Source organism: Corynebacterium lipophilum (assembly GCF_024102595.1).
Lineage (GTDB): Bacteria > Actinomycetota > Actinomycetes > Mycobacteriales > Mycobacteriaceae > Corynebacterium > Corynebacterium pseudogenitalium.
Genome location: NZ_JAEUWV010000026.1, coordinates 1 through 21,129 on the forward strand (window position 1 = coordinate 1; position 21,129 = coordinate 21,129).

At 59.8% G+C, this 21,129-nt stretch carries 17 protein-coding genes; 1 reads left to right on the forward strand and 16 read right to left on the reverse strand.

Annotated elements, in window-relative coordinates; genetic code table 11:
* Positions 1 to 217 precede the first annotated feature (217 nt).
* The 8 genes from JMN37_RS11485 to glnA all read right to left on the reverse strand — a co-directional run bounded on the left by JMN37_RS11485 (position 218) and on the right by glnA (position 10,853).
* Positions 218 to 1,315 carry a Wadjet anti-phage system protein JetD domain-containing protein gene (locus JMN37_RS11485; RefSeq protein WP_071572429.1) on the reverse strand — a complete coding sequence of 366 codons (1,098 nt, stop codon included), beginning with the start codon at positions 1,313 to 1,315 and terminating at the stop codon, positions 218 to 220.
* The gene (locus JMN37_RS10625; protein ID WP_252932143.1) at positions 1,312 to 4,695 is read right to left on the reverse strand and encodes an ATP-binding protein; all 3,384 of its coding nucleotides are present in this window, start codon (positions 4,693 to 4,695) and stop codon (positions 1,312 to 1,314) included. Before JMN37_RS10625 ends, JMN37_RS11485 begins: the two co-directional genes overlap by 4 nt.
* Positions 4,692 to 5,291, reverse strand: a complete 600-nt coding sequence (locus JMN37_RS10630; RefSeq protein WP_252932144.1) for a DUF4194 domain-containing protein — start codon at positions 5,289 to 5,291, stop codon at positions 4,692 to 4,694. The genes JMN37_RS10625 and JMN37_RS10630 overlap by 4 nt, the downstream gene beginning before the upstream one ends.
* 12 nt (positions 5,292 to 5,303) lie before the next feature.
* A complete protein-coding gene (locus JMN37_RS10635) occupies positions 5,304 to 6,779 on the reverse strand; it encodes a DUF3375 domain-containing protein (RefSeq protein WP_252932145.1) in 1,476 nt (491 codons plus the stop codon).
* Between the two features lie 152 nt (positions 6,780 to 6,931).
* On the reverse strand, positions 6,932 to 7,306 hold the full coding sequence (locus JMN37_RS10640; protein WP_083329558.1) for an iron chaperone: 375 nt from the start codon (positions 7,304 to 7,306) through the stop codon (positions 6,932 to 6,934).
* Positions 7,307 to 7,448: 142 nt separating this feature from the next.
* Complete coding sequence (locus JMN37_RS10645; RefSeq protein ID WP_252932146.1) at positions 7,449 to 7,628, reverse strand: DUF4177 domain-containing protein; 180 nt, start codon at positions 7,626 to 7,628, stop codon at positions 7,449 to 7,451.
* 151 nt (positions 7,629 to 7,779) lie between these two features.
* Entirely contained in the window at positions 7,780 to 8,934 is a 1,155-nt protein-coding gene (locus JMN37_RS10650) for a DUF8462 domain-containing protein (RefSeq protein WP_070976495.1), read from the reverse strand.
* A gap of 482 nt (positions 8,935 to 9,416) precedes the next feature.
* On the reverse strand, positions 9,417 to 10,853 hold the full coding sequence (gene glnA, locus JMN37_RS10655; RefSeq protein ID WP_252932147.1) for a type I glutamate--ammonia ligase: 1,437 nt from the start codon (positions 10,851 to 10,853) through the stop codon (positions 9,417 to 9,419).
* Between the two features lie 101 nt (positions 10,854 to 10,954).
* Between glnA and JMN37_RS10660 the strand changes: the two genes are divergently transcribed.
* On the forward strand, positions 10,955 to 11,431 hold the full coding sequence (locus JMN37_RS10660) for an RDD family protein (protein WP_070362177.1): 477 nt from the start codon (positions 10,955 to 10,957) through the stop codon (positions 11,429 to 11,431).
* Here JMN37_RS10660 and JMN37_RS10665 read toward each other — a convergent pair.
* The 8 genes from JMN37_RS10665 to sucB form a co-directional block, all read right to left on the reverse strand.
* Positions 11,428 to 12,693: a threonine/serine exporter family protein gene (locus tag JMN37_RS10665; RefSeq protein WP_252932148.1), complete on the reverse strand. Its 1,266-nt coding sequence runs from the start codon at positions 12,691 to 12,693 to the stop codon at positions 11,428 to 11,430. The genes JMN37_RS10660 and JMN37_RS10665 overlap by 4 nt on opposite strands.
* Before the next feature lie 2 nt (positions 12,694 to 12,695).
* Positions 12,696 to 13,484, reverse strand: coding sequence for a DUF4191 domain-containing protein (locus JMN37_RS10670; RefSeq protein ID WP_070477827.1), 789 nt, complete (start codon positions 13,482 to 13,484; stop codon positions 12,696 to 12,698).
* A 51-nt stretch (positions 13,485 to 13,535) separates the two neighbouring features.
* Complete coding sequence (gene lipA / locus JMN37_RS10675) at positions 13,536 to 14,582, reverse strand: lipoyl synthase (RefSeq protein ID WP_070478033.1); 1,047 nt, start codon at positions 14,580 to 14,582, stop codon at positions 13,536 to 13,538.
* A 39-nt stretch (positions 14,583 to 14,621) separates the two neighbouring features.
* Positions 14,622 to 15,422 carry a lipoyl(octanoyl) transferase LipB gene (gene lipB, locus JMN37_RS10680; protein WP_071572439.1) on the reverse strand — a complete coding sequence of 267 codons (801 nt, stop codon included), beginning with the start codon at positions 15,420 to 15,422 and terminating at the stop codon, positions 14,622 to 14,624.
* Between the two features lie 18 nt (positions 15,423 to 15,440).
* The gene (gcvH, locus tag JMN37_RS10685) at positions 15,441 to 15,833 is read right to left on the reverse strand and encodes a glycine cleavage system protein GcvH (RefSeq protein ID WP_083290837.1); all 393 of its coding nucleotides are present in this window, start codon (positions 15,831 to 15,833) and stop codon (positions 15,441 to 15,443) included.
* Positions 15,834 to 15,835: 2 nt separating this feature from the next.
* Positions 15,836 to 16,903, reverse strand: coding sequence for a glycine cleavage system aminomethyltransferase GcvT (gcvT, locus tag JMN37_RS10690; RefSeq protein ID WP_070363465.1), 1,068 nt, complete (start codon positions 16,901 to 16,903; stop codon positions 15,836 to 15,838).
* A gap of 12 nt (positions 16,904 to 16,915) precedes the next feature.
* Entirely contained in the window at positions 16,916 to 19,774 is a 2,859-nt protein-coding gene (gcvP, locus tag JMN37_RS10695; protein WP_071572441.1) for an aminomethyl-transferring glycine dehydrogenase, read from the reverse strand.
* Between the two features lie 166 nt (positions 19,775 to 19,940).
* A partial coding sequence (gene sucB / locus JMN37_RS10700) for a 2-oxoglutarate dehydrogenase, E2 component, dihydrolipoamide succinyltransferase (RefSeq protein ID WP_252932149.1) occupies positions 19,941 to 21,129 on the reverse strand: 1,189 nt, incomplete at its 5' end.

Consider the following 21,129-nt stretch of genomic DNA (forward strand, 5'->3'; position numbering starts at 1 on the left):
CCGACACACAGCATAAAAGGTCACGAAACTGTGCACAATGTCATGACATTAGGTGTAAACAATGTCATGACCTTAAGCGTGCACACTGTCATGACTTTAAGCGTGCAAAAGGTAGTGACACATAACACCAAATCCCTAAAGTGCGACTTACCAAATCCCTAACATGTTGACTGTTATCGCTGGTCGTGGTGGTAGTGGTGTCGTCGGTGGAATCGGCCTACATCTGTTGCAACGCGCGCTGAGCCCAGTCAAAACCAATCCTTTCTTGTTCGATTCGCAACCACGTGTTGTCCGCATGGGTATGAAGGAATTCAAGCGTGGCTTGCTCATCGTCGCTGAGCGTGATGGGTTCGAAGCGTTTGGAAGTAGTCTCTTCTACGCCGTACGCGGCATGCGCGCGGGCGGTTGCGAGGTCCATGAGTACTGACCGTGTGCGGGGGAGGTTCATTCGTACATGGTCGAGAATGTAGAAACCGTTGGAGTCTAAATCTCCCCAGTACAAGACCTCCCTGTCGTGAAGCCAGGTGGCGTCGCGGGAAAGCGAAATCGCGTTCATTCCCTGCCCATAGATCGCAATGGTGTCCGGCATTTCCGGCAGAGCTATATAGGTCTGGTAGTTCTCTACGATGATGGCTCGTGACCCTGGTAACTGGTGGTGACGGACCTCATCGAGCTCACAGCAGACTCGATGGAGCCCGAAGAGATCGCAAGATGGGTCGAGGCTGCGCATGTCCATCATGGCAGGGGCCTGTTTGAATTTCAGCGGTCCTGTGAGCGACTCGATGAGGGAGCGGTACTGGGCTATCCATTTACTATCGATACCGCGAATCGGAAGCTCCCGCTCGTAGAAGCGTGAGGTGTCGTTTGCATTGATCCAGGTGACCGTGTCGATGAACTGCGTCGCTGTTGTGTCGTCGAACTCCTTCCACGCTTTTAGTCGTAGCGCCAGCGGGGCCCGTACGTGCGTGCCAAGTGTCGTCTCAAAGCGGTCCACCAAGGCATTTATTCGTTGCCATTCCTTCAGCTTGCCTGCAGCGCGAGCGGCCACCACAGGGGAAGACAGGACTACTGCCGACGGGACCGTGTGGGTGCCGTAGACGTCCAGGCGTTTGACTGTGGTCTCAGGGTCTAACCAATGCCGTTCCCAGGTAGAAAGCCACTCGCGTACTCGGGAGCCGTCGTTTTTGGAAACTTCTGCAGCAGTGGGTGGGCTCAAGCTGATGCGTAGTGGGCTGAATTCACCGGCTAACCAGCTGCGGTGGTTGCGCCTATAAAATGTCAAAGCTCGCTTGTGTACGTCAGGCGGATACTTCACTGTTCGTCCTCTTCTGCAGCAGGGGAGAGTGATGCCGCGACTTCCTCGAACTTCAACTGCGCGGTGCGGGAATGCTTACGGTCCGGGCAGTCGACCTTAAGGATGCCGCCGATGTAGTCTTCCACGGTTTGGAGGAGCTTGAGCGGGGTGGCCAAAATCATGTGGAAGCCGAATCGATGGAAAGCTTCCATCGCGGCACGAGTGAACTCCGCGTCGGCACGGTCGAAAGCCTCGTCCAAAATAACTGAGCCGAACTTGGGATAGGTCGCCCCGTCATGCACCACCGTGGCACGCTTTGCCTGCGCGGTGGTTGTTCCAATTCCAGTCAGACGGTATCGCAGCGCAGCAGCCAGGCAGAACGAGGATAGCTTTTGTGCTTGCCCGCCTGAAAGCCCTTCCGCGGAGTCGTAGACGGCGCCTCGCTCACCATCCGGAGTTACTTCCACTCCAAGAAATTTCACGTGTTCGCGGGTATCTAGACGCTGGATGCGCTGTCGGACAGTAGTTGTGTCGTTCACGGTGATGTCATCGATGACTGCCTTGAGCTTGGAAAAACGAGCTTCGCTGGCTGCCTGGTCGTCGTCGTGGAGGGACCCTTCCAGCGCGTCGTTGAGTTTTGCGATGAACTGGCGAGCCTCAGCGGGCTGGGACTCTTTGACCTCGATCTGGAGGAAGTTCGGGCCGTAGAAGCTGACTTCGGACAAGGATTCGTTGACAGGCCCGATGGAACTGCGGGTTTTCGCAGTGGCTTCCGAGAGTAAACGCCGCAGTCGACCCAAGTGACGGTCGGTTTGTTCACGCAGCAGCTCCCGGAAGTCAGCTTCAAAGCGGGGGAGGTCATCGTCTTCCAGGCGGTCCAGCTCGGCGAGAAAATCCCCACGCCATTGCAGGTCAGGGTGGAGATCCCCGCGACGCTCCGGCCACCTATCCACGTACTTCTCCATCGCAGTGCGAATGGTGTTCTCCAGACGAACGATTTTTGATTGCAGACCAGAGATTTGTTTATTCAGTTCTTCCTGCAAGGTTCGTTGAAGCTCATCGATGTTTGAACGTTGGGCGCGTCGAGTGTGGCGATCAAGGCGTGCTGCGAGCCGTTGGATAACGCTCGAGTCCAGCGGCTCGGTTTCGTCCAAGACGTGCTGTGCCTGGGCATACTCTTGTTTGGCTCGCTGAAGCTGGCTGCTAAGGCCGCCAATTCGCTGGTTGAGGTCCGTCACGCGCGAAGAACAGTCGTTGATCCGTTGCGCAATAACCTCGAGTTCTTTGCGCAGTTGGGCCAGTTCCTGGTTCCCATCAACGAGGCGGTCGAGCGCTGCTTGGGCGACGTTGAGGCTGCTTTCAGCAGAGGGGACGTCGATAGCAGAGAAATCCTCGGTCTCTAGCAGGCGTTCGCAGATGCCCACGCGGCGCTCCAGCCGCTTAACGTGTGCCTCAAACCGGGTGCGCTGTTCCTTGAGCTGCTGGAGCTCGGACTTCTTTCGCACGATGATAGCGGTGAGCTCGTCGATCTTATCGTCGACGTTGCCAGACAACACCCAGCGAGAACGATCGTCAATGCGCCGACGGTCGTCTTTTGTATGCCGAGTTTTGTTCTTGACCTGACCATTGAGGGTTACGGCTTTGGAAGCTGACCGGAACTCGTCAATCGTTTGTACACAGGCATGGTCGAACCGATCCGAGAGCTGGGATTGTAGCCAGTCATGAAAGCGGCCGCTGCGCACGAACAGTTTTGTGCCAAGAGAATCTTGTACAAACGGGCGTGGCGTCGAGTGCTCCATCGATGAGGTCACCCGCACGTAATCAAGCCGGGCATCGAGGTGCGTGGAATCCACAGCCTTACTCACAGCCTGATAATGCTCTTCTGGGACGATCAACGTCCTGGCGAACCCACCAACTATGCGTTCAGCAGCAGGTTGCCACTCAAGGTGATCTGGGTGCATATAGATTTCATCAGCCACGAACGGGAGCTCTTTGAGCGCGATGCCAGTGATATCTGCAATTCGCTGGCGGGCGCGGAGCAGGCGCGCATCCATGGAAGAGCGATACTTGCGGATGATTTGAAGCTCATCACTTGCCCGCGCGATGGCTTTGTCAGTTTCATCAATCTGCGGGTAGATCACCCCACGGCGTTGTTCTTGGGTAGCTACCTCGTCGCGAATGTCTCCGGCCTCACGGCGTAGCGAATCCCGGACGAGTGAAAATTGTTCGCTCGTCGTCGGGATTCCGGTGCCGTCGCCTAAGTGATCAAGCAGGCCTTCGTAGACTCCGGCCTGCTGTTGCACAGCCTGCAGGCGAAGTTTGGCATTGTCTCGTTGATTTTGTGCTGCTTGAATGCCTGTGTCACCAGTGCCATGGATCTGGGCGTGAAGCGAATCCTTCTCGGTATTGAGGCTATCGAGGATTGCTTCCACTTGGGTCCGCTCGTCCTCCACCGCATCTTTTTGTGCGTTCAGCTGCTCGACGTCCTCTTGGGCGAAGCTCGCTCGTTTCTCAGCGATGAACCGCTCGAGCCCAGCTTTATCTGCGTCGGCCTCATCGAGCTGGCCGAGAAGCTGAGTCGCTTCATTGATGGATTCGCGCATGGGAACCAAGTGCGCAATCTGATCACGGGCAGTAAGTACTGTCGAGTGCGCGGACTTGAGCTCGGTGAACATAGTCGCTGCGGTTTCCGCGACGGCAAAGGTTTCCGGTTCGGGCAGCATGAAGGTGCGCATCAGGTGGTTCAAGTCCCCGAGAGTCTTTGCGGACTGGGTGCGGTGCAGCAATGCCAAAGCACCATCGTCAGGAATCCCCAGCTGTTTTCTCAGTGCGGCGATAAACGGACGATGGCTTCGGTTGATTGCGAAGGCATCTTTGTAGGTGCGCTTGGCCAGGCCGATATCGGCCTCCTGTACAGCAATGGGTTCGAAGTCCGCTAGGTTCACTTGCCCTGGCAGCGCCAAGAATAAGTTCTTCACGTCGGCAGCAACATGGGCGTTGGCACTCAGATACATCAGGTAGACCGCACTGACTTCTCGACCAGCGCCGTCTGAATAGGTGAGATTCACGCCTGACCACGTAGCGCCTGTTCGTAGGAATGAACGGGTGAGCTCGTCGACCTCTACGGAGTGCTCCCGACGCCACGCACCACGGCAATAAGTAATGAGGTCGCGGCCCGAAGCTTTCGCAGTGTCGGAAGCAGCCGCGTTGAATTTCCGCTTTATTGGAGGGACCAAGATCGTCGATACAGCATCGATGAGCGTCGACTTGCCTGAACCGGACGCACCTGTGATGAGGAATCCCTTGCGTGCAACGTCTACTGTGTGCAGGTTATTAAACGTTCCCCAGTTGTACACCTGGATGCGTGATAACCGGAATTGGCCTGCGATCAGATCAGTCATGCGTTGTCCTCCAGAACCTGTTGGTAGCTTGCGGTAACTGCAGCAATTTCTTCGGCAGAAAAGAGGATTCGCAGCACCGGTGAAACTTCGTAGCGGCCAGTCGTCGGGGTCTTCACCACGATGGAGTTCTTCTTGAACTTATTCCATGCGGCTTCGAACCGTTTGCGCTGTTTCGTGTGGTCAGTGCCCTCTGCAGCTTGATACGGAAGCGTGGCTTCGAAGACTTCGTTTTCATCTACGATGGTGCGTTCATTGGGGTTGGTGTGGATCAGTGCTTTGCGAAGATGCAGCAGTACGACAGTGTCGACAAACTTCAGCGGCAGTGTGCGCAGCATCGCACGTTTATCAGGGTGATCAGCTTCCCACGTCTTCGTATAGGCAACGCCGGCATTGTCGTCGATAATCAAGGTCAAGAACAAGTTGTCGAGCTGTTGCGCTAGCACTTCCCGCGAGGAGGAGACGATGCTAAAAATCTCCGGTGAGGTCAGCATCGACACATACGGGCCGCGGATGAGCTCCGCGAGGGCCCTGCGCTGGCCGGAAGTGAGCGTTCCGGTGTCGCCCTCATACAGAGTGGTGGATTCATTGTCATGCATGGTGGTTTCCTCTTAGTTGGTTCCTTCGAGAGACTGGTCAAAGACATGAGTAGGGAAGCGGGCTTGCCAAGGGTGTCCACTAATCGACGTCCACCTCAGGAGTTCACTGCCTTCAGTCCGCCGACCATGTTTTTCTGCCAACACAATGACGCCTACTACGCTGGCGACTCCTTGCGTAGCAGGGTGATCCTGCAGGACCTCGCTCAACGTGGCTACACCACGGCGGTGAACGGACGCGTTAATGGCATCGGTGAGCTCCTGCCAGTCAATCTCCGATTCTCTGATCTGTCGGCGCAGCTCCTCGAGGTCTATCTCCCCGATCTCAGCCTCTTCTACCGTGGTCTCGATCCGGTACTCCAGCGGGTCCCACAACTTCCAACTAGAGACAGACTTTGCCTGGTGCGTGCTCAGCTCCAGCTCAAGGAAGACGTGTTGCCCGGGGGCTGCGTTGGTGCGCGCAACCTGTAGAGCACATGCGTTGGCGTCATTAATCGCTTTCGTGAGTGCTTGTTGGGACTCGGCTTCCCTCGACTGCACGAAGCGCCGCAGTGACCTCGATAGGCTGGTCATGGAATCATGCACTTGCCCGGAGGAGGCGTCGAGCGTGCTCATGAGCAGGTGCAGCTGGAGGCGCTCCTCGGGAGTCAGCTTGGTCACGAAATCGCGCGACATGACCGCTTCCAGTGTGGCGTCGAAACGATGGGATTGCTCCGGATCCAAGAACAAGTCATAGAATCCGCCGAATGCCTTGCCTGCATCTGACTCGTTGATGAGGTCTACGCCCCGGAACACGTTGTCCAACACGTCTGCGGCGCTGCGCTCATCCTCCACGATGGATTGACGCAGCTCTACGTTTACTTTCTCCACCTCAGCCTGTACACGTGCAAAATCGGCAGGCAAGTCACTGACTAGATTGAGAATCTCGCGTGCTCGTTCCACAGCTTCGGCATCGGCGAGAACGTTGACTCCGTGCTGACTAATCGCGTCGATCTGACGCTGCAAGCTATCACGCTGGGCTTCCAATCGTGCGATCGCAGTGGCCTCGTCCGGGTCAGTCTCTGCAGCTAGCGAATACAGTGACGCCATCAACGTGCCCAGGCGGGACTTCGTGACCGTGTGCTGGGGGTTAATCAGATGCATCGCATAGTCCAGCGCCGAGTGCGCATCCGGGGAAAGCTCATATGTTTCATCGTGCAGCTCTTTCGGACTGCGACGAACCAGGTACCCGGCCTTCACCCAATCATTCACGTACGCGGTTGCAGCCTTGGGTAGTTCCTCGTCTGTTTGCTCTCGGATGTCAGCAAGCAGGGGCTCGACAGCGGAGATGAAGTCCTGGCCGGCAATGGGTTTATCCTCACCCTTAAACACTGCGCTGAGCACCGTGAGGATAGTCGGAGCATTATGCGCGCGCAGCAGCGTCCAGGCAGGGGACTGCTTGGCGAGACGTGAGAGGGTAAAAACATCGGCCAGCGACTGAGCTCGGGTCATGTGCAATTCTCCATACTGCTGGATCATCTACTAGGCCCGATCTTAGAGGCGGGGTCCGACATAAAAGAGGCGTTGGCGTACGTAACCAACCAACATTAGAAAGGAGATTCGATTGAAGTGCTTGCCGGAGCGAGAACGACCAGCGGAAAGTGCTACCTCCAGAAGCTGGTCATGCCACGCTTGGTGGCAATCTGGTAGTCAATGAGCTCGCCGAGCAGCTCGAAGTTGAAAGGGGAGCCCCAAGGCTGGCGGATGATATTCTTCGTGAAGTCTGCGCCCAGGGCTTCGAGCTCTGGCTGGAAATGCGTGATCGTTGCTTGCTCAGGTGCGATGGCCATGTGTTTCGACGCCACCGAAAACCCAACGATATACGTGCCGCCGAGCGTAAACATCGGCTGGCTCCATTTGATCTGTAGCTCAAGATCCGGGTAGTTGCTGTGCACCCAGTCGATGACGTCGGTCATCCGGGCGCGCTTGTCACCTTCGGGAACGGTTGCTAGAAATTCGTCAAGTGTTTTCAGCGCCACCAGACCCAACATAGGCGATAGCAGTGCCGTGCACGACACAAGTCCGCCCAGCAACCACCCAAGCAGGGTCAGGCAGGCAGCCTGCTACACAATCCCAATCCAAGAGACCGCTGCGTCACGGGAGTACCCGACGCGTGCTTACCTACAGGCTTTCAAATACCAGGGTTGCCTGCACGCGGTCGCCTCCGAGCAGTCCTTTACTGCCAGATGAGGTGGTGGTGATGGTGTGCAGGCGATAGCCTTTCGCGCACTGGGTGTTGATGACGTCTTCGAGTTCGGAAGGACTTCTGGAGGCAGTGCCCATGAGCTTTTCTTTGAGCACCACTTGCAGTACAACGTAGGTTGGATTCGTGCACGTAATCCTAATGTGATTAGCTCGTGAGTTTTAGGCATTTCGGGGGGTATCCGAGCGCCGGAGAACACAGCTTCACATAACAAGCCTTCGTTCTAAGAAATCAAAGCGATCCCGGTAATTAGGCATCGAACTCGGGCAGACGAAGAATATCTGCGACCACATGGGTGCGAAGGTACTCGCGCAGATAGGGGAGAGCGAAGTCTGCGGTGCCGCGGTCGTAAGTGATTAAGTCGGCTTCGCTAAGGCGGCGTCGATAGTTGTACGCTTGTTGTTCGCTCACTTCGAGACGGCTGGCGACATCGCTGATTTTCGAGGCACCATCATCGAGCGACATTGCAGCAAGGAACCTACGATCCTCCGCAGAAAGATCGTTGAGCGCTGGTTCATGAACAAGTTGCCCGAGTTTCTTCCGTGCACGAGTAATCGCCTTCTCCGTAGCCTCCAATTGAATTGTGTCAGAGGATTCAAAGCGCCAAGCGAAGTTGCCAATCAACTGGATCATGAACGGATAACCTCCAGTAGCTTGGACAGCTGACACAAGGGCTCCCTCGTCCCACGAGCGTCCGGCCTGTTGGACGGGAACTGTGAGCCCCTCACGGACCTCTGTACCTCTGAGTCGGCCGAGATCCACGCGGTTTGCACGCCTTAAGAAAGTGATTGGATTGCGCCCTTCGTCACTGGCAAGCAGAGGTCTCACCGAACTTGGAATACCGGCCATTACCACGGCGATTTCCCTGTTTTCTCGAACGAGGTGTTGAATAGCCGTCGCGAACTCAACAATTTCATCATGATGTACGAAATGAAGCTCATCGACCGTAATTAAGACACCACTGGCAGAACGGTTAAACCTGTTGTGGTTCGCGAGCGTGTCAAGGACCTCCGTGAGTAGAGTACGGAGTGAACGTGGCCTTTGAGCAGGCCGTTCGAACTCATGCTTGAGGCGCAAAGCACTCGGACCAACTTGAAAAGAGGTTCGGGTCGGCGCATCGCTCTCGAGAAACTCTGTAAGCTGGTCTCTCAACTTATCGACGAACCCCTCAGTCGCCGTTTCGGAAAACGTTAGCCACCCAGCGTTTATTGCGGTGTCTTCTAACTCGTTGAGTAGGGCTGTTTTTCCAATACCTCGTGCGCCAACGAGGAGTGAGATGCGTTCGTGTGCACCTGGTCCTTCTTCAAGCCCGAGTCTGAAGTCATCGATTACTTCGTCGCGGCCGACTAGGAGTGGCGGGCTAGTCCCAAGCGAAGCACGGAAAGGGTTTTGCGTGGTCGTCATAGTTACACATTAGCGCTCTTGTGTGGAGTTGTGTGGTTTGTGTGGAAATGTGTGGTTTGTGTGGAGTTATGTATAGCGGGGCGGGTGGAGCAGGTTTCTGTGGGCGAGCTGTGCACCACAATCCGTCCGCGGACTTCGGCCACCTGGGGAAATACTCAAGTCTTTCTGGGGGAAATGGGGAATTTGGTGTCCGGGCCTGAAGCGTAGTGACAGGGGGCGCAAGTTTGAATTTCGACCTCCACGTTCCTGCAGGTCACAAAAGGACTAGATGTTATGTGTTGTGTCTTTTGGCACTGGCACGAAGCGGCCCGCACCAGATTCCTGGGTTTGGGAAGGGGACGTCGGCAAATGCGCAGGTCGCCGATTTCGCGTGAGGGAATGTGGTGCAAAAGTCCGCTGCACAGGAAGAAGACAAAGAAAAACCCACGGCAACCGTGACGGAAACCGTGGGCAAGAGGCCAGGACGAACCTGGGCTCAGAATCTAGCAGTCAAAGTACAGCTCAAACTCCAGCGGCGTCGGGCGCAGGCGTGCCGGGGTGATCTCACTGTCGTACTTCAGCTTCACGTACGTGTCGATGAGGTCTTCGGTGAAGACGTCGCCTTCGGTGAGGAATTCGTAGTCGTCCTGCAGCGCCTGGAGCGACGCCTCGAGCGAAGTCGGCGCCTGCGGGATGTCCTTGGCTTCCTCCGGTGGCAGCTCGTAGAGGTCCTTGTCCACCGGAGCGTGTGGCTCGATGCGATTCTTCACACCGTCGAGGCCTGCCATCATCATGGCAGCGAAGCCGAGGTACGGGTTGCCTGATGGGTCCGGTGCGCGGAACTCGATGCGCTTCGCCTTCGGGTTGGTGCCAGTGATCGGGATGCGGATCGCGGCAGAGCGGTTGCGCTGGGAGTACACCAGGTTGATTGGGGCCTCGAAACCTGGCACCAGGCGGTGGTAGGAGTTCAGCGTCGGGTTGGTAAACGCAAGGACAGCGCCGGCGTGCTCAAGGATGCCGCCGATGTACCAGCGGGCGATGTTGGAGAGCCCGCCGTAGCCGTTCTCGTCGTAGAACAGTGGCTTGCCGTCCTTCCAGAGGGACTGGTGGGCGTGCATTCCGGAACCGTTGTCACCGGCCAGGGGCTTCGGCATAAAGGTGGCCGTCTTGCCGTACTGGGTGGCGGTGTTCTTGACGATGTATTTGAAGTCCTGCAGGTCGTCAGCCGCGTGCAGCAGGGTGTTGAAGCGGTAGTTGATCTCCTGCTGGCCGCCGTTGCCTACCTCGCGGTGGAAGCGTTCGATTTCGAAGCCGGATTCGCGCAGGTTCTTGACCATGGCGTCGCGCACGTCGACGGTCTTGTCGTGTGGTGGGACGGGGAAGTAGCCGCCCTTGACGCGGTTGTGGTAGCCAAGGTTCGGGCCGCCGACTGCATCTGTTTCCTTGCCACGATTCCACCAGCCTTCTTCGGCGTCAATCTCGTAGAACGCGCGGTGGCCTTCGACCTCGTATCGGATGGAGTCGAAGAGGTAGAACTCGGCCTCGGCGCCAAAGCTACAGGTATCGGCGATGCCGGTGGAAGCCAGGTACTGCTCCGCCTTGCGCGCAACGTTGCGCGGGTCGCGGGAGAACGCTTCGAGGGTGAATGGGTCGTTGACGAAGAACTTCACGTTCAGGGTCTTCGCTGCGCGGAACTGGTCCAGCTTCGCGGTGGCGAGATCCGGCATGAGCGTCATGTCGGACTCTTCGATGGTGGTAAAGCCACGAATCGATGAGCCGTCGAAGGCGAGGCCTTCTTCCATGACGGTTTCGTCAAACATGGAGGCAGGGATAGAGAAGTGGTGCTCGATGCCGGGGACGTCGGTAAACCGGACGTCGACAAACTCCACGTTCTCGTCCTGAATGAACTTCTTTACGTCTTCGATAGTTTCGAAAGACACGACCTTTTCTCCTTCGGACGGCGTTGGGAACTTCGCACAATTCTAGCGTGTAGCTCCCGCTCTGTAACAGCTTTTCGGGAAAAGAGGATAGGCTATGTCGCATGTCTGCACCCCAAGGAAAACGATGGCTCGACGGCCCGGAGCTTCCCGGCCAGTTCAAAGGCGATGATGCGATCCCTGACTACCCGGGGCAGTTTCTTGGGCTGCCGAAGGAGGGCGCGGGCGCGCAGGCGTCGGTGGCGCGACGCATGGGAGGCGTCGCGATCGACTGGGCAATTGCCTGGGCGGCTGCAGCGATCATTCATGCCAACACCACCGTTTTCGGTGGCACGTCGACGTTGACGTATCTGTTGTGGATCGTGTTGGGCATCATTTGCGGTTGGCTATTTGCACGCACGCCGGGCATGGCGATCCTCGGGATGGGGGTGGCCCGCGTCGACGCGGAAGAGCCCGTCGGGCTGTGGCGCGCGGCAGTGCGCACGCTGCTCACTGCGTTCATTCTGCCCGCAGCGCTTGTCGACGCCGACGGCCGCGGCATGCACGATCGTGCGACCAACACGACCGTGATCCGCAGCTAGGGTTCCTCCAACGGGCGGAATTCCACGGTGCGCTGGAACGCCCAGTTCTTGTCAGTGAGCAGACGGGCCACCGTCAGGCCTCCAGAGAGGAACAATACCGTGAGCACGACGGCGGTAGTCGAGTCGATTGCCGCGGAGATATTGCCGTTCGTGATCTGGTGCAGCGCCGCGTAAATGGTGGGGCCGGGGATCATGACCACGGCTGCGGGGATGGTCACCGTGGTGCGCGGCACCCGAAAGTGCTGGCCCAGCCAGGACCCAAGAATGCCGATCACAAGGGTCCCCAGCAGGCAGGCGAGGAAGTATTCCACGTGGGCGTCGACAAGCATGAGACGCAACACATTGGCGACAGTGCCGAGCGTGGCTGCCAAAAGTGTCATCCTGCGTGAGGCATTAAACAAAATGGCGAACCCACCCACGGAGACGAAGCTGGCGAGCGCCGCAGCCCCGTAAAACGCAGGATCCGGGGTTGCGCTGACCGTACTGGGGGCGGGCGCATCGGTGACCATCGCGATGACCGCAACCGTCAGCATCATGGTGAGGACCACTTCGAGCGCGAAGAAGAGCCTCGGCAGCCCCGAGGTGAAGTCGAAGCGGGAGAGATCCATCAAAGAAACGAACAGGGGAAAGCCCGGCACCAGGTACAAAATGGCGGGGACGAAGCCCGCGGAGAGCTCAAAGTCGGAGTGGGGCAGTGCCCACGCGAGCGCCAGGAACAGCAGCGTTGACACCAGGGCCGCTGCCATCACGACGCCTAGTTGCAGGAGGTGTCGACGCCCCAATCGCAGACGGACGTACTGGCCCACACCAGCCGCAATAATCACGAGTAACGCGGTGAAGTAGGAAAAGTGGTTCAGCACCGCGAAGCCACCACATGCAAGGCCAGCCGCGCAGCTGGAGGTCAGCGGACCCCAACGAGGGGTAGGGATTGCCTCAATCTCGTCGATGGCGGCGTTGATTTCTTCCGCGGTGGTGTAGCGGTGCATCTCGTGCTTGGTGAGGTTCTCGAGCGCCTCGATGCGCGACGCGTTCACCCCTGGCAGCGGAAGATCAGCCACGAGCGTGCGGAAATTATCACCGCGGTGGACAGTGCACGTGATCGTGTCGAAGCCGACGACCACGTCGGCGTCGTCGAAGTGCATTGCGCGGGCACAACGCTTCACGGCGCGGGTGACTCGGTAGCCGGGAGCGCCCGCGGACAACAAAAGAGCGCCGAGGCGCAGCGCGGTGCTGGCCTCGACGCCCATGTCGAAGGAAGACATACTTACTTGCCTTGACGCTGCTGCATTCGGCGCATACGGCGGTTCATACCCGCCATGTTCTGGGCCTGCTTCGGCAGCGGGCCGCCAGGCAGACCAGGCATCTGGCCAGGTTGCGTGCGGGCGTCCATCGCCTCGAGCTTGGCGCTCATGGAGTAGACGTCATCCTTGCGGTAGTGGCGTGGCAGCTTCATCAAGTGCTTCTGCAGGTCACGTACTGCAACCTGGCCTTCGCCTTCGCCTACGTACACCTCGTGGATTGGTACGCCTGCCAGCAGGCGGTCCACGCGGCGGGACTCCTTCTTCATCAGGGTGCGCAGGCGGTTCTCGTTGCCCTCACCGACCAGGATGACGCCTGGCAGGCCAATCACGCGGTGCACGGTATCCATATGGGTGTTGGCCTGCACGCCGGTCTTGGTGATCCACACCATGCCGACGGAGTTACGCAAGTTCTCCAGCGTCCAACCGGCAACGCCCGGGGTGTCACCGACCTCGTCGTACATCGAGCGCTCCAAGCGGCGGGTGAACATCCACATCGCCAGCACCGTACCGAACGCCAAGCCGAGCGCCAGCATGTACCACTGGCCGCCCCAAATGAGGCCGATCAAGAAGAAAAGCAGACCCATGCCAAGCAGGCAGGCCAGCATAATCGGGATGAGCTTCTTATCCCGCTTGCGCTGAATCTGAAACGCCTGCCAAATCTGGCTACGTGTCTGCTTTCCCTTTGCGCGCTTCGCGGCGCGCTCCTGCTTCTTCGCAGCCTTCAGGGCTGCCTTATCCTTCGACTGAGCCATGCCGTCAACTCTATGTCACGAACATGGCCGGACCAAAGTGGCCAAAGCGGGTTAGGAACGTGTTGCTACCGGGTGATCCTTCGAAGCACCGTACTTCTCCAGGAGCGTCGAGGCTTCCTGGGCAGTGTCGCCCTTCGAGGTTTCCGCCAGGTGGCGCAGGTTTTCCGGCAACTCCAGGCCGCGGTGCTCCATCGCCTCGACGTAGAGCTTGCCCGCGCGGTATGAGGAGCGCACCAGTGGACCCGACATGACGGCGCCGAAGCCCATCTCGTAGGCCGCGTCGCGGTACTCGATGAACTCTTCGGGCTTTACCCAACGGTCGATCGGGTGGTACATCGGGCCGGGGCGCAGGTACTGGGTGATCGTGATGATGTCGGTGCCGGCGTCAACAAGGTCTTGCAGCGCCTGCAAGACCTCTTCCTGGGTCTCACCCATGCCCAGGATCAGGTTGGACTTGGTGATCAAACCGAAGTCGCGCGCCTGGCGGATGACGTCCAGAGAGCGGTCGTAGCGGAACGCCGGGCGGATGCGCTTAAAGATGCGCGGGACCGTCTCCACGTTGTGCGCGAAGACCTCCGGACGAGCTTCAAAGACCTCCTGGAGCAGATCCGGCTTGCCGGAAAAGTCCGGGGTGAGATTTTCGACGCCAGTATGCGGGTTGAGCTCGTGAATCTTGCGCACAACCTCCGCATACAGCCACGCGCCCTCATCCTCGAGGTCGTCGCGGGTCACACCGGTGATGGTGGAGTAGTTCAGGTTCATCTCGCGAACTGACTCCGCCACACGCTGTGGCTCGTTGACGTCGAGCGGCTCGGGCTTCGCCGAGTTGATCTGGCAGAAGTCACAGCGACGAGAGCAGTTCGCGCCACCGATCAGGAATGTCGCCTCGCGCGACTCCCAGCACTCGTGAATGTTGGGGCAGCCGGCCTCCTGGCACACGGTGTGAAGGGACGCGCCCTTCACCTTCTTTTTCATGTCCTCGTACTCAGGGCCGGTCTTGACCGCGTTGCGGATCCAACGCGGTTTCGACTCGATAGGGGTCTGGGCGTTGCGTTTTTCTACGCGAAGTAGTTTGCGTCCTTCTGGTGCAATAGTCACGCCGTCCACCGTAACGGACAGCCCCTCCAAAGTCGAGGTTTAATGGGAGGCTCGCCTTACATCTCGACGTTTGAGCCCCTTCGTCGGATCCGGTGCCGAACCAAAGCTGTGGTCGGCCACCACGAGCTCGCCTGCAAGGGCGCGCTTGAGGGCGTCGAGCAGCGGAGCGGTCATCTCCTCAGGTGTGACGTCGCGGCCGAGCTCCAGGCTCATCGTGGTCACGTCGGCGTCGTCGATGCCGCACGCAACGATGTGGCCGTAGTGCTCCAAGGTGTTGTCGCAGTTCAGCGCGAGCCCATGCATGGTCACTCCGCGGGTGATGCGGATACCCAGCGCCGCGATCTTCCTATCGCGGTGCGACGCCGAGCTATCCGCCGCGTCGACGGTTTTTGGCACCCAGACGCCGGAGCGGCCGTCGATACGCCCGGCGGCATGTACCCCCGCCTTGCGCACCGTCTCGATGATCGCCTCCTCCAGGCGGCGCACGTAGTCCACGACGTCTACCGGTTGGGCAAGTTTGATGATGGGGTAGAGGACAAGCTGGCCCTCGCCGTGCCACGTGATGCGTCCTCCGCGATCAACGTCCACGACCGAGACCGGGTACGACGGATCCGGCAAGTCCTCCGGCTGGGTTCGCTTGCCCGCGGTAAACACCGAGGGGTGCTGCAGCACCAACACCGTGTCCGGGATCTCGTCCGACGCACGCTGCTTGGCCAGCTCAGCCTGGAGGTGCCAGGCTTCCTCATAATCAACGAGCCCCAGCTCGCGCACATCAATAGGCGCGGCTGAGGCCCGAATGGATTTGTCGGCAGGGAAGAACGGATCGCGTGGAGCTGTCATGCCTGCCAACGATAGTCGCTAGTTTTCGACACCGTTAGCGGCAGCGTACTCATCCGCCGTCATCAGTGGACCAACCTCCTCGACCTCAACCTCGAAGAGCCAGCCAGCACCGAACGGGTCCTCGTTGATGGCCTCGTAGGCGCCATCAATGTCCTCGTTGACCGCGGTCACCGTGCCAGTCACCGGTGCGTACAGGTCAGACACCGACTTCGTCGATTCCACCTCACCGCACGTCTCACCAGCCGTGACCTGGTCGCCGACCTGCGGCAGCTCAGCGAACACGACCTCGCCGAGGCGATCCGCCGCAACGTTCGTGATGCCTACGCGCACCTTGGTGCCAGCAGCGTCCTCAGGGCGAGCGTTGATCCACTCGTGGTCCTCCGAGTAGTAAAAATCAGGGTTCAAAGACATGATTACTGGTCCTTTCGGGAATAGAACGGTGTGTCCACAATAGTAAACGGATAGCGGCGGCCGCGGATATCAATCTCAACATCCGTGCCAACCTCGGCGTGCGCTGGGTCGATGTGCGCGAGCGCCACCGGACGCTGCAGCGTGGGCGAAGGCTGCCCGGAGGTGACGACGCCGATGCGCGTATCGCCCAGGTAGATCTCGGCACCCTCGCGAGCGGCGCGACGCTGCTCCGACGACAGGCCGGCAATAACCACCGAGGGCTCGCGGCTGACAAGCGCGTCCTTGCCCACGAAGTCCGCCTCTTTCTTCGCAAACGCGCGGCCCATCCCGGCCTCGACCGGGGTGATCTCGCGGGAAAGCTCGTGGCCGTACAGCGGCATCGACGCCTCGAGCCGCAGGGAGTCGCGCGCAGCCAGGCCACACGGCGTCGCGTTCGGTGCGAGAGCGTCCCAGATCGCGCGGGCGTCTTCGCGGTCGCAGTAGATCTCGAAGCCGTCCTCGCCGGTGTAGCCGGTTCGGGCGACCAAGACGTCGCAGTCACCGAAGCGCATCGGTGCCGCCGAGTAGTACGCCAAGGCACCGGCGTCGCCGTCGAGGTGCGAAGCGATCGTCGATAAGGAATCAGGGCCCTGCACCGCAACAAGCGCGACGTCCGCGCTACGGTTCGTCAGCTCTACATCGAAGTTTGCTGCGCGCTTTTGGAATGCCTCCCACACCGCGGGCGTGTTGCCAGCGTTCGGCACGACCAGGAAGTGATCGTCTGCGAGGCGGTAAGAGATCAAATCGTCGATGATGCCGCCATCTTCGGCCACGATCATCGAGTACTTCGCCTTGCCAACACGCAACGTAGACAGCGTGGAAATCAACGTGTAGTCCAAAAACTCCGCAGCCTGGGGGCCGCGTACATCAATCTCGCCCATGTGGGAGAGATCAAAGATGCCGACGCGCTCGCGCACCGCACGGTGCTCCGCAAGCTCGTTGTCGTACTTCAGTGGCATGTTCCAGCCACCGAAGTCCGTAAAGGAAGCACCAAGCTCCTCATGCGCTGCAAACAAAGGGGTCTCAGCCATCACAATCACTCCTTACTTTTCCGCACTCGCTGAACTTTCAGAAATATCAAACGCCTCCGGCGGCGGGCAGGAGCACACCAGGTTGCGGTCGCCGTACGCCTCATCAATGCGGCGCACAGGCGGGAAGTACTTCTCGCGCACCAAGCGCTCTACCGGGTAGGCGGCCTGCTCGCGGGAGAACTCGTAGTCCCACGCAGTGCTAGCGACGCTGTGCGCGGTAAACGGCGCATGGTGCAGGACGGAGGCCTCGTAGGATACCTTGCCGTCGATGATCTCCTGGATCTCCGTGCGGATGGAACGCATCGCCTCGATGAAGCGATCCAGCTCGTCCAGATCCTCGGACTCGGTCGGCTCCACCATCAGCGTGCCCGCCACCGGGAACGCCAGGGTAGGGGCGTGGAAACCGTAGTCCACCAGGCGCTTCGCCACATCCGCCGCGGTCACGCCCGAGCGGTCCGTCAGCTCGCGCAGGTCAAGGATGCACTCGTGGCCCACCAGCCCATGCTCGCCGGTGTAGAGCACCGGGAAGGAATCGTGCAGCTCGTGAGCCACGTAGTTCGCCGCCAGCACCGCATGCGCAGTTGCGGACGCCAACCCCTCCGCACCGCTCATCGCGATGTAGGACCACGCGATCTGCAGCACGCCCGCCGAGCCGAACTTCGCCGCGGCAACCGGCACGCCCTCGCCAACTGGGGCAGGGTCGGCCGCATGCGTTGGGTCGACGTTCGGGTCCGTCGGCAGGAACGGAATCAGGTGCTCCGCCACACCAATCGGGCCAACGCCCGGGCCGCCACCGCCGTGCGGAATCGTAAACGTCTTATGCAGGTTCAGGTGCGATACGTCGCCACCAAAGTCACCCGGGCGCGCAAGCCCAGTCAGCGCGTTCATGTTCGCGCCATCGATGTAGACCTGACCGCCCACCGCGTGCACCTTCTCCGCGACGGCCTGCACCGTGTCCTCATACACACCGTGCGTGGACGGGTAGGTGACCATAATCGCTGCGACGTGCTCGCCGTGCTGCTCAAGCTTCGCATCCAAGTCAGCCAGGTCGATCGAGCCATCCTCCGCAGTCTTTACGACGACCACCCGAAGGTTCGCCAGCGTCGCCGACGCAGCGTTCGTACCGTGCGCCGACGCCGGGATCAAGCAGATGTCACGGCCATGGTCACCACGGGAAACGTGGTAGCGGCGAATCGCCAACAGGCCAGCCAGCTCGCCCGTCGCACCCGAGTTTGGCTGCATAGATACCTCGGCGTATCCGGTGATTTCGACAAGCCAGGCGCGGAGCTCGTCGATAAGCTCCCTCCAACCAGCCGTGAAGCGATCCGGTGTGTACGGGTGCACGTTCGCGAATGCTGGCCACGTGATGGTCTCTAGGCCCGCGGTCGGGTTCAGCTTCATCGTGCAGGAACCCAGCGGGATCATCGTGCGATCCAGCGCGAGGTCCTTGTCGCCGAGCTTGCGGATGTAGCGCATCATCTGCGTCTCAGAATGCACCGAGTTGAAATTGGGGTGCGTCATGAACTCCGTTGTGCGGCGCAGCGCCTCGGGCAGCGCGGACGGCGCCTCGTGAGCAACCGTGTCGACACCGAAGCCAGCGAGCAGCGCCGCGAGGTCGTCCTCCGACGTGTCCTCACCGAAGGAGACACCCACCGTGGTCGCGTCAATCGGGCGCACCAGGTAACCGGCATCCGCCAAGCGCTCGCACACTGCCTCGGAGCTGTCCACGACGACGGCCACCGTGTCGAAGAACGCGTCGTGCTTGACCTCGATACCCGCGTCACGCAGGGACTTGGCGAAGCGCGCCGCCCAGTCATGCACCTGAGCAGCGATAGCCTCAAGACCGCGTGGGCCGTGGTACACGGCGTACATCGACGCTGTCACCGCGAGCAACGCCTGCGCGGTACAGATGTTGGAGGTCGCGCGCTCGCGACGAATATGCTGCTCACGGGTCTGCAGGGCCAGGCGGTAGGCAGGAGTGCCCTCCGCGTCCTTCGACACACCCACCAGGCGGCCCGGCAGCTGGCGCTTCATCTTCTCCTTGACCGCCATGTACGCGGCGTGCGGGCCACCGTAGAACAGCGGAACGCCGAAGCGCTGCGTGGACCCGATCGCGATATCCGCGCCAAGCTCACCAGGGGACTCCAGCAGCGTCAGCGCAAGAATATCCGCATCCACCGCGACCAAGCCCCCGCGCTCGTGCACCGCCTCGACCACCACGCGAGGATCAACCACGTCGCCCTCGGTGCCGGGGTAGGCCACGATGGCACCCACGAGGCCCTCTCCCACGACCCCCTCACGCAGGTCAACGACCTCCACCTCGAGGTCAAGCGTGCGAGCACGCTCCGACGCGACCCGCAACACCTGCGGGTGCAGGCGCGCATCCAGCAGCACCGTCCGACCCTTGCGCACTGCGCGAGCCATCAAGCCGACAGCCTCCGCAGCCGCCGAAGCCTCATCCAGCAGGGAAGCGTTCGCAATGTCCAGGCCGGTCAGGTCCTGCACCATAGTTTGGAAGTTCAGCAGTGCCTCAAGACGACCCTGCGAAATCTCAGGCTGATACGGTGTATACGCCGTGTACCACCCAGCATCCTCGACCACACCGCGCCGAATTACCGGCGGCGTCAACGTCGACGAGTACCCCTGGCCGTAGAACGCCTTGAGCACCTCATTTTTCGACGCCAACTCCCGCAACCGATCCTGCGCCTGGTATTCCGTGAGCGGGGCGGGAAGGTTGAGTGGCCCTTGAAGTAGCAGATCGGCGGGGATCGCGGCAGTGGTCAGCGCCTCGAGTGAGTCGTAGCCGACTTTCGCGAGCATCGCCTCCGTTTCCTGCGTGTCCGGACCGATATGGCGGGTGATGTAATCCAAGATCTACTCCTTTGGTAGTTCTGAACCTGATGTCGTGAATAGTCTACGGGGCAAAACTGGCCTGGGTCGGCCAGTCAGCTGAAAATATGCAGAGGTGAAAACAGCGGTGGCCCCAACACCGTATTGGCATTGGGGCCACCGCTAAGATTCCTCATCTTGACCTGTTTTAGAGGTCTAGGTCGTCTTCAAAGTCGCCGGTTTCGATGCGGTCCTTGATCGTGGTGACGAAGCGGCCTGCATCTGCGCCGTCGATCAGCTGGTGATCGTAGGTGAATGGCAGGTAGCACATCTGGCGGATCGCGATGGAGTCGCTACCTTCCTCTGTAACGATGACCGGGCGCTTCTCAATCGCCGCGGTACCCAGGATGCCTGCCTGTGGCGGGGTGAGCACCGGCGTATCCAGCAGTGCACCTTCGGAACCGATGTTGGTCACCGTGAACGTTGCACCAGACAGGTCGTCCGGGCGCAGCTTCTTGTTGCGTGCGCGGGTCGCCAGGTCGTTGATAGCTTGCGCGATCTGCGCCAGGTTCAGGTCCTGTGCACGCTTGATCACCGGCACGAGCAGGCCCTGTGGCGTATCCACTGCGACACCAATATTGACGTCCTCGTGGTAGGTGATCTCCTTCTTCTCCGCATCGTAGGACGCGTTGACGTTCGGGTGGGAGACCAGGGCCTCGGCCGTCGCCTTGATGAAGAACGCGAGGTAGGTGATGTTGGCGTCGTGCTTCTTGATGAACTCCGGCTTCACGCGCTTGCGCAGCTCTGCGATGCGGGTGACATCGACTTCCTGAACGTGCGTGAGCTGAGCCGTGGTCTGCAGCGACTCGACCATCTTCGCAGCGGTGATCTCGCGGATGCGATTGACCTTCTGGGTGGTGCCGATCAGCGACTGCTTCTCCGGATCCACGGACTTGGTGGACCAGTTGGAGCGTGCGCCTTTCTTTTCCTCGGACTTCGGAGCCGATGCCTCGGTCTTGTCGTCGGATCCACCCTTCGCCGCAGCGATCACGTCCTGCTTGCGGATTCGGCCACCAACGCCAGTGCCCTCGACCGTGGAAAGATCAACGCCGTGCTTTTCTGCCAGCTTGCGCACGAGCGGGGTGACGTACGGGAGGGAACCGTCGGACTTGTTCACCTTGGTCGAAGCCTGCGATGCAGGCTTCTCGTCCTTCGGCTTCTCCTCCTTAGGCTCTTCAGCCTTCGGGGCTTCCTTCTTTTCTTCCTTTGTCTCTTCGGCCTTTGGAGCTTCCTTTTCAGCTGGCTTGGCGTCAGCGTCGCCGATGCGGGCGATGACTTCGCCGACCTCGACGGTGTCGTCTTCCTCAGCGAGGATCTCTACGAGGGTGCCTGCGACA

What these genes read in the sequence shown, in the direction of transcription:
- JMN37_RS10625 (WP_252932143.1), bottom strand. Translation starts at nt 4,695, where the DNA reads ATGACTGATCTGATCGCAGGCCAATTCCGGTTATCACGCATCCAGGTG.
- JMN37_RS10630 (WP_252932144.1), bottom strand. Translation starts at nt 5,291, where the DNA reads ATGCATGACAATGAATCCACCACTCTGTATGAGGGCGACACCGGAACG.
- JMN37_RS10635 (WP_252932145.1), bottom strand. Translation starts at nt 6,779, where the DNA reads ATGACCCGAGCTCAGTCGCTGGCCGATGTTTTTACCCTCTCACGTCTC.
- JMN37_RS10650 (WP_070976495.1), bottom strand. Translation starts at nt 8,934, where the DNA reads ATGACGACCACGCAAAACCCTTTCCGTGCTTCGCTTGGGACTAGCCCG.
- JMN37_RS10660 (WP_070362177.1), top strand. Translation starts at nt 10,955, where the DNA reads ATGTCTGCACCCCAAGGAAAACGATGGCTCGACGGCCCGGAGCTTCCC.
- JMN37_RS10665 (WP_252932148.1), bottom strand. Translation starts at nt 12,693, where the DNA reads ATGTCTTCCTTCGACATGGGCGTCGAGGCCAGCACCGCGCTGCGCCTC.
- JMN37_RS10670 (WP_070477827.1), bottom strand. Translation starts at nt 13,484, where the DNA reads ATGGCTCAGTCGAAGGATAAGGCAGCCCTGAAGGCTGCGAAGAAGCAG.
- lipB (WP_071572439.1), bottom strand. Translation starts at nt 15,422, where the DNA reads ATGACAGCTCCACGCGATCCGTTCTTCCCTGCCGACAAATCCATTCGG.
- gcvH (WP_083290837.1), bottom strand. Translation starts at nt 15,833, where the DNA reads ATGTCTTTGAACCCTGATTTTTACTACTCGGAGGACCACGAGTGGATC.
- gcvT (WP_070363465.1), bottom strand. Translation starts at nt 16,903, where the DNA reads ATGGCTGAGACCCCTTTGTTTGCAGCGCATGAGGAGCTTGGTGCTTCC.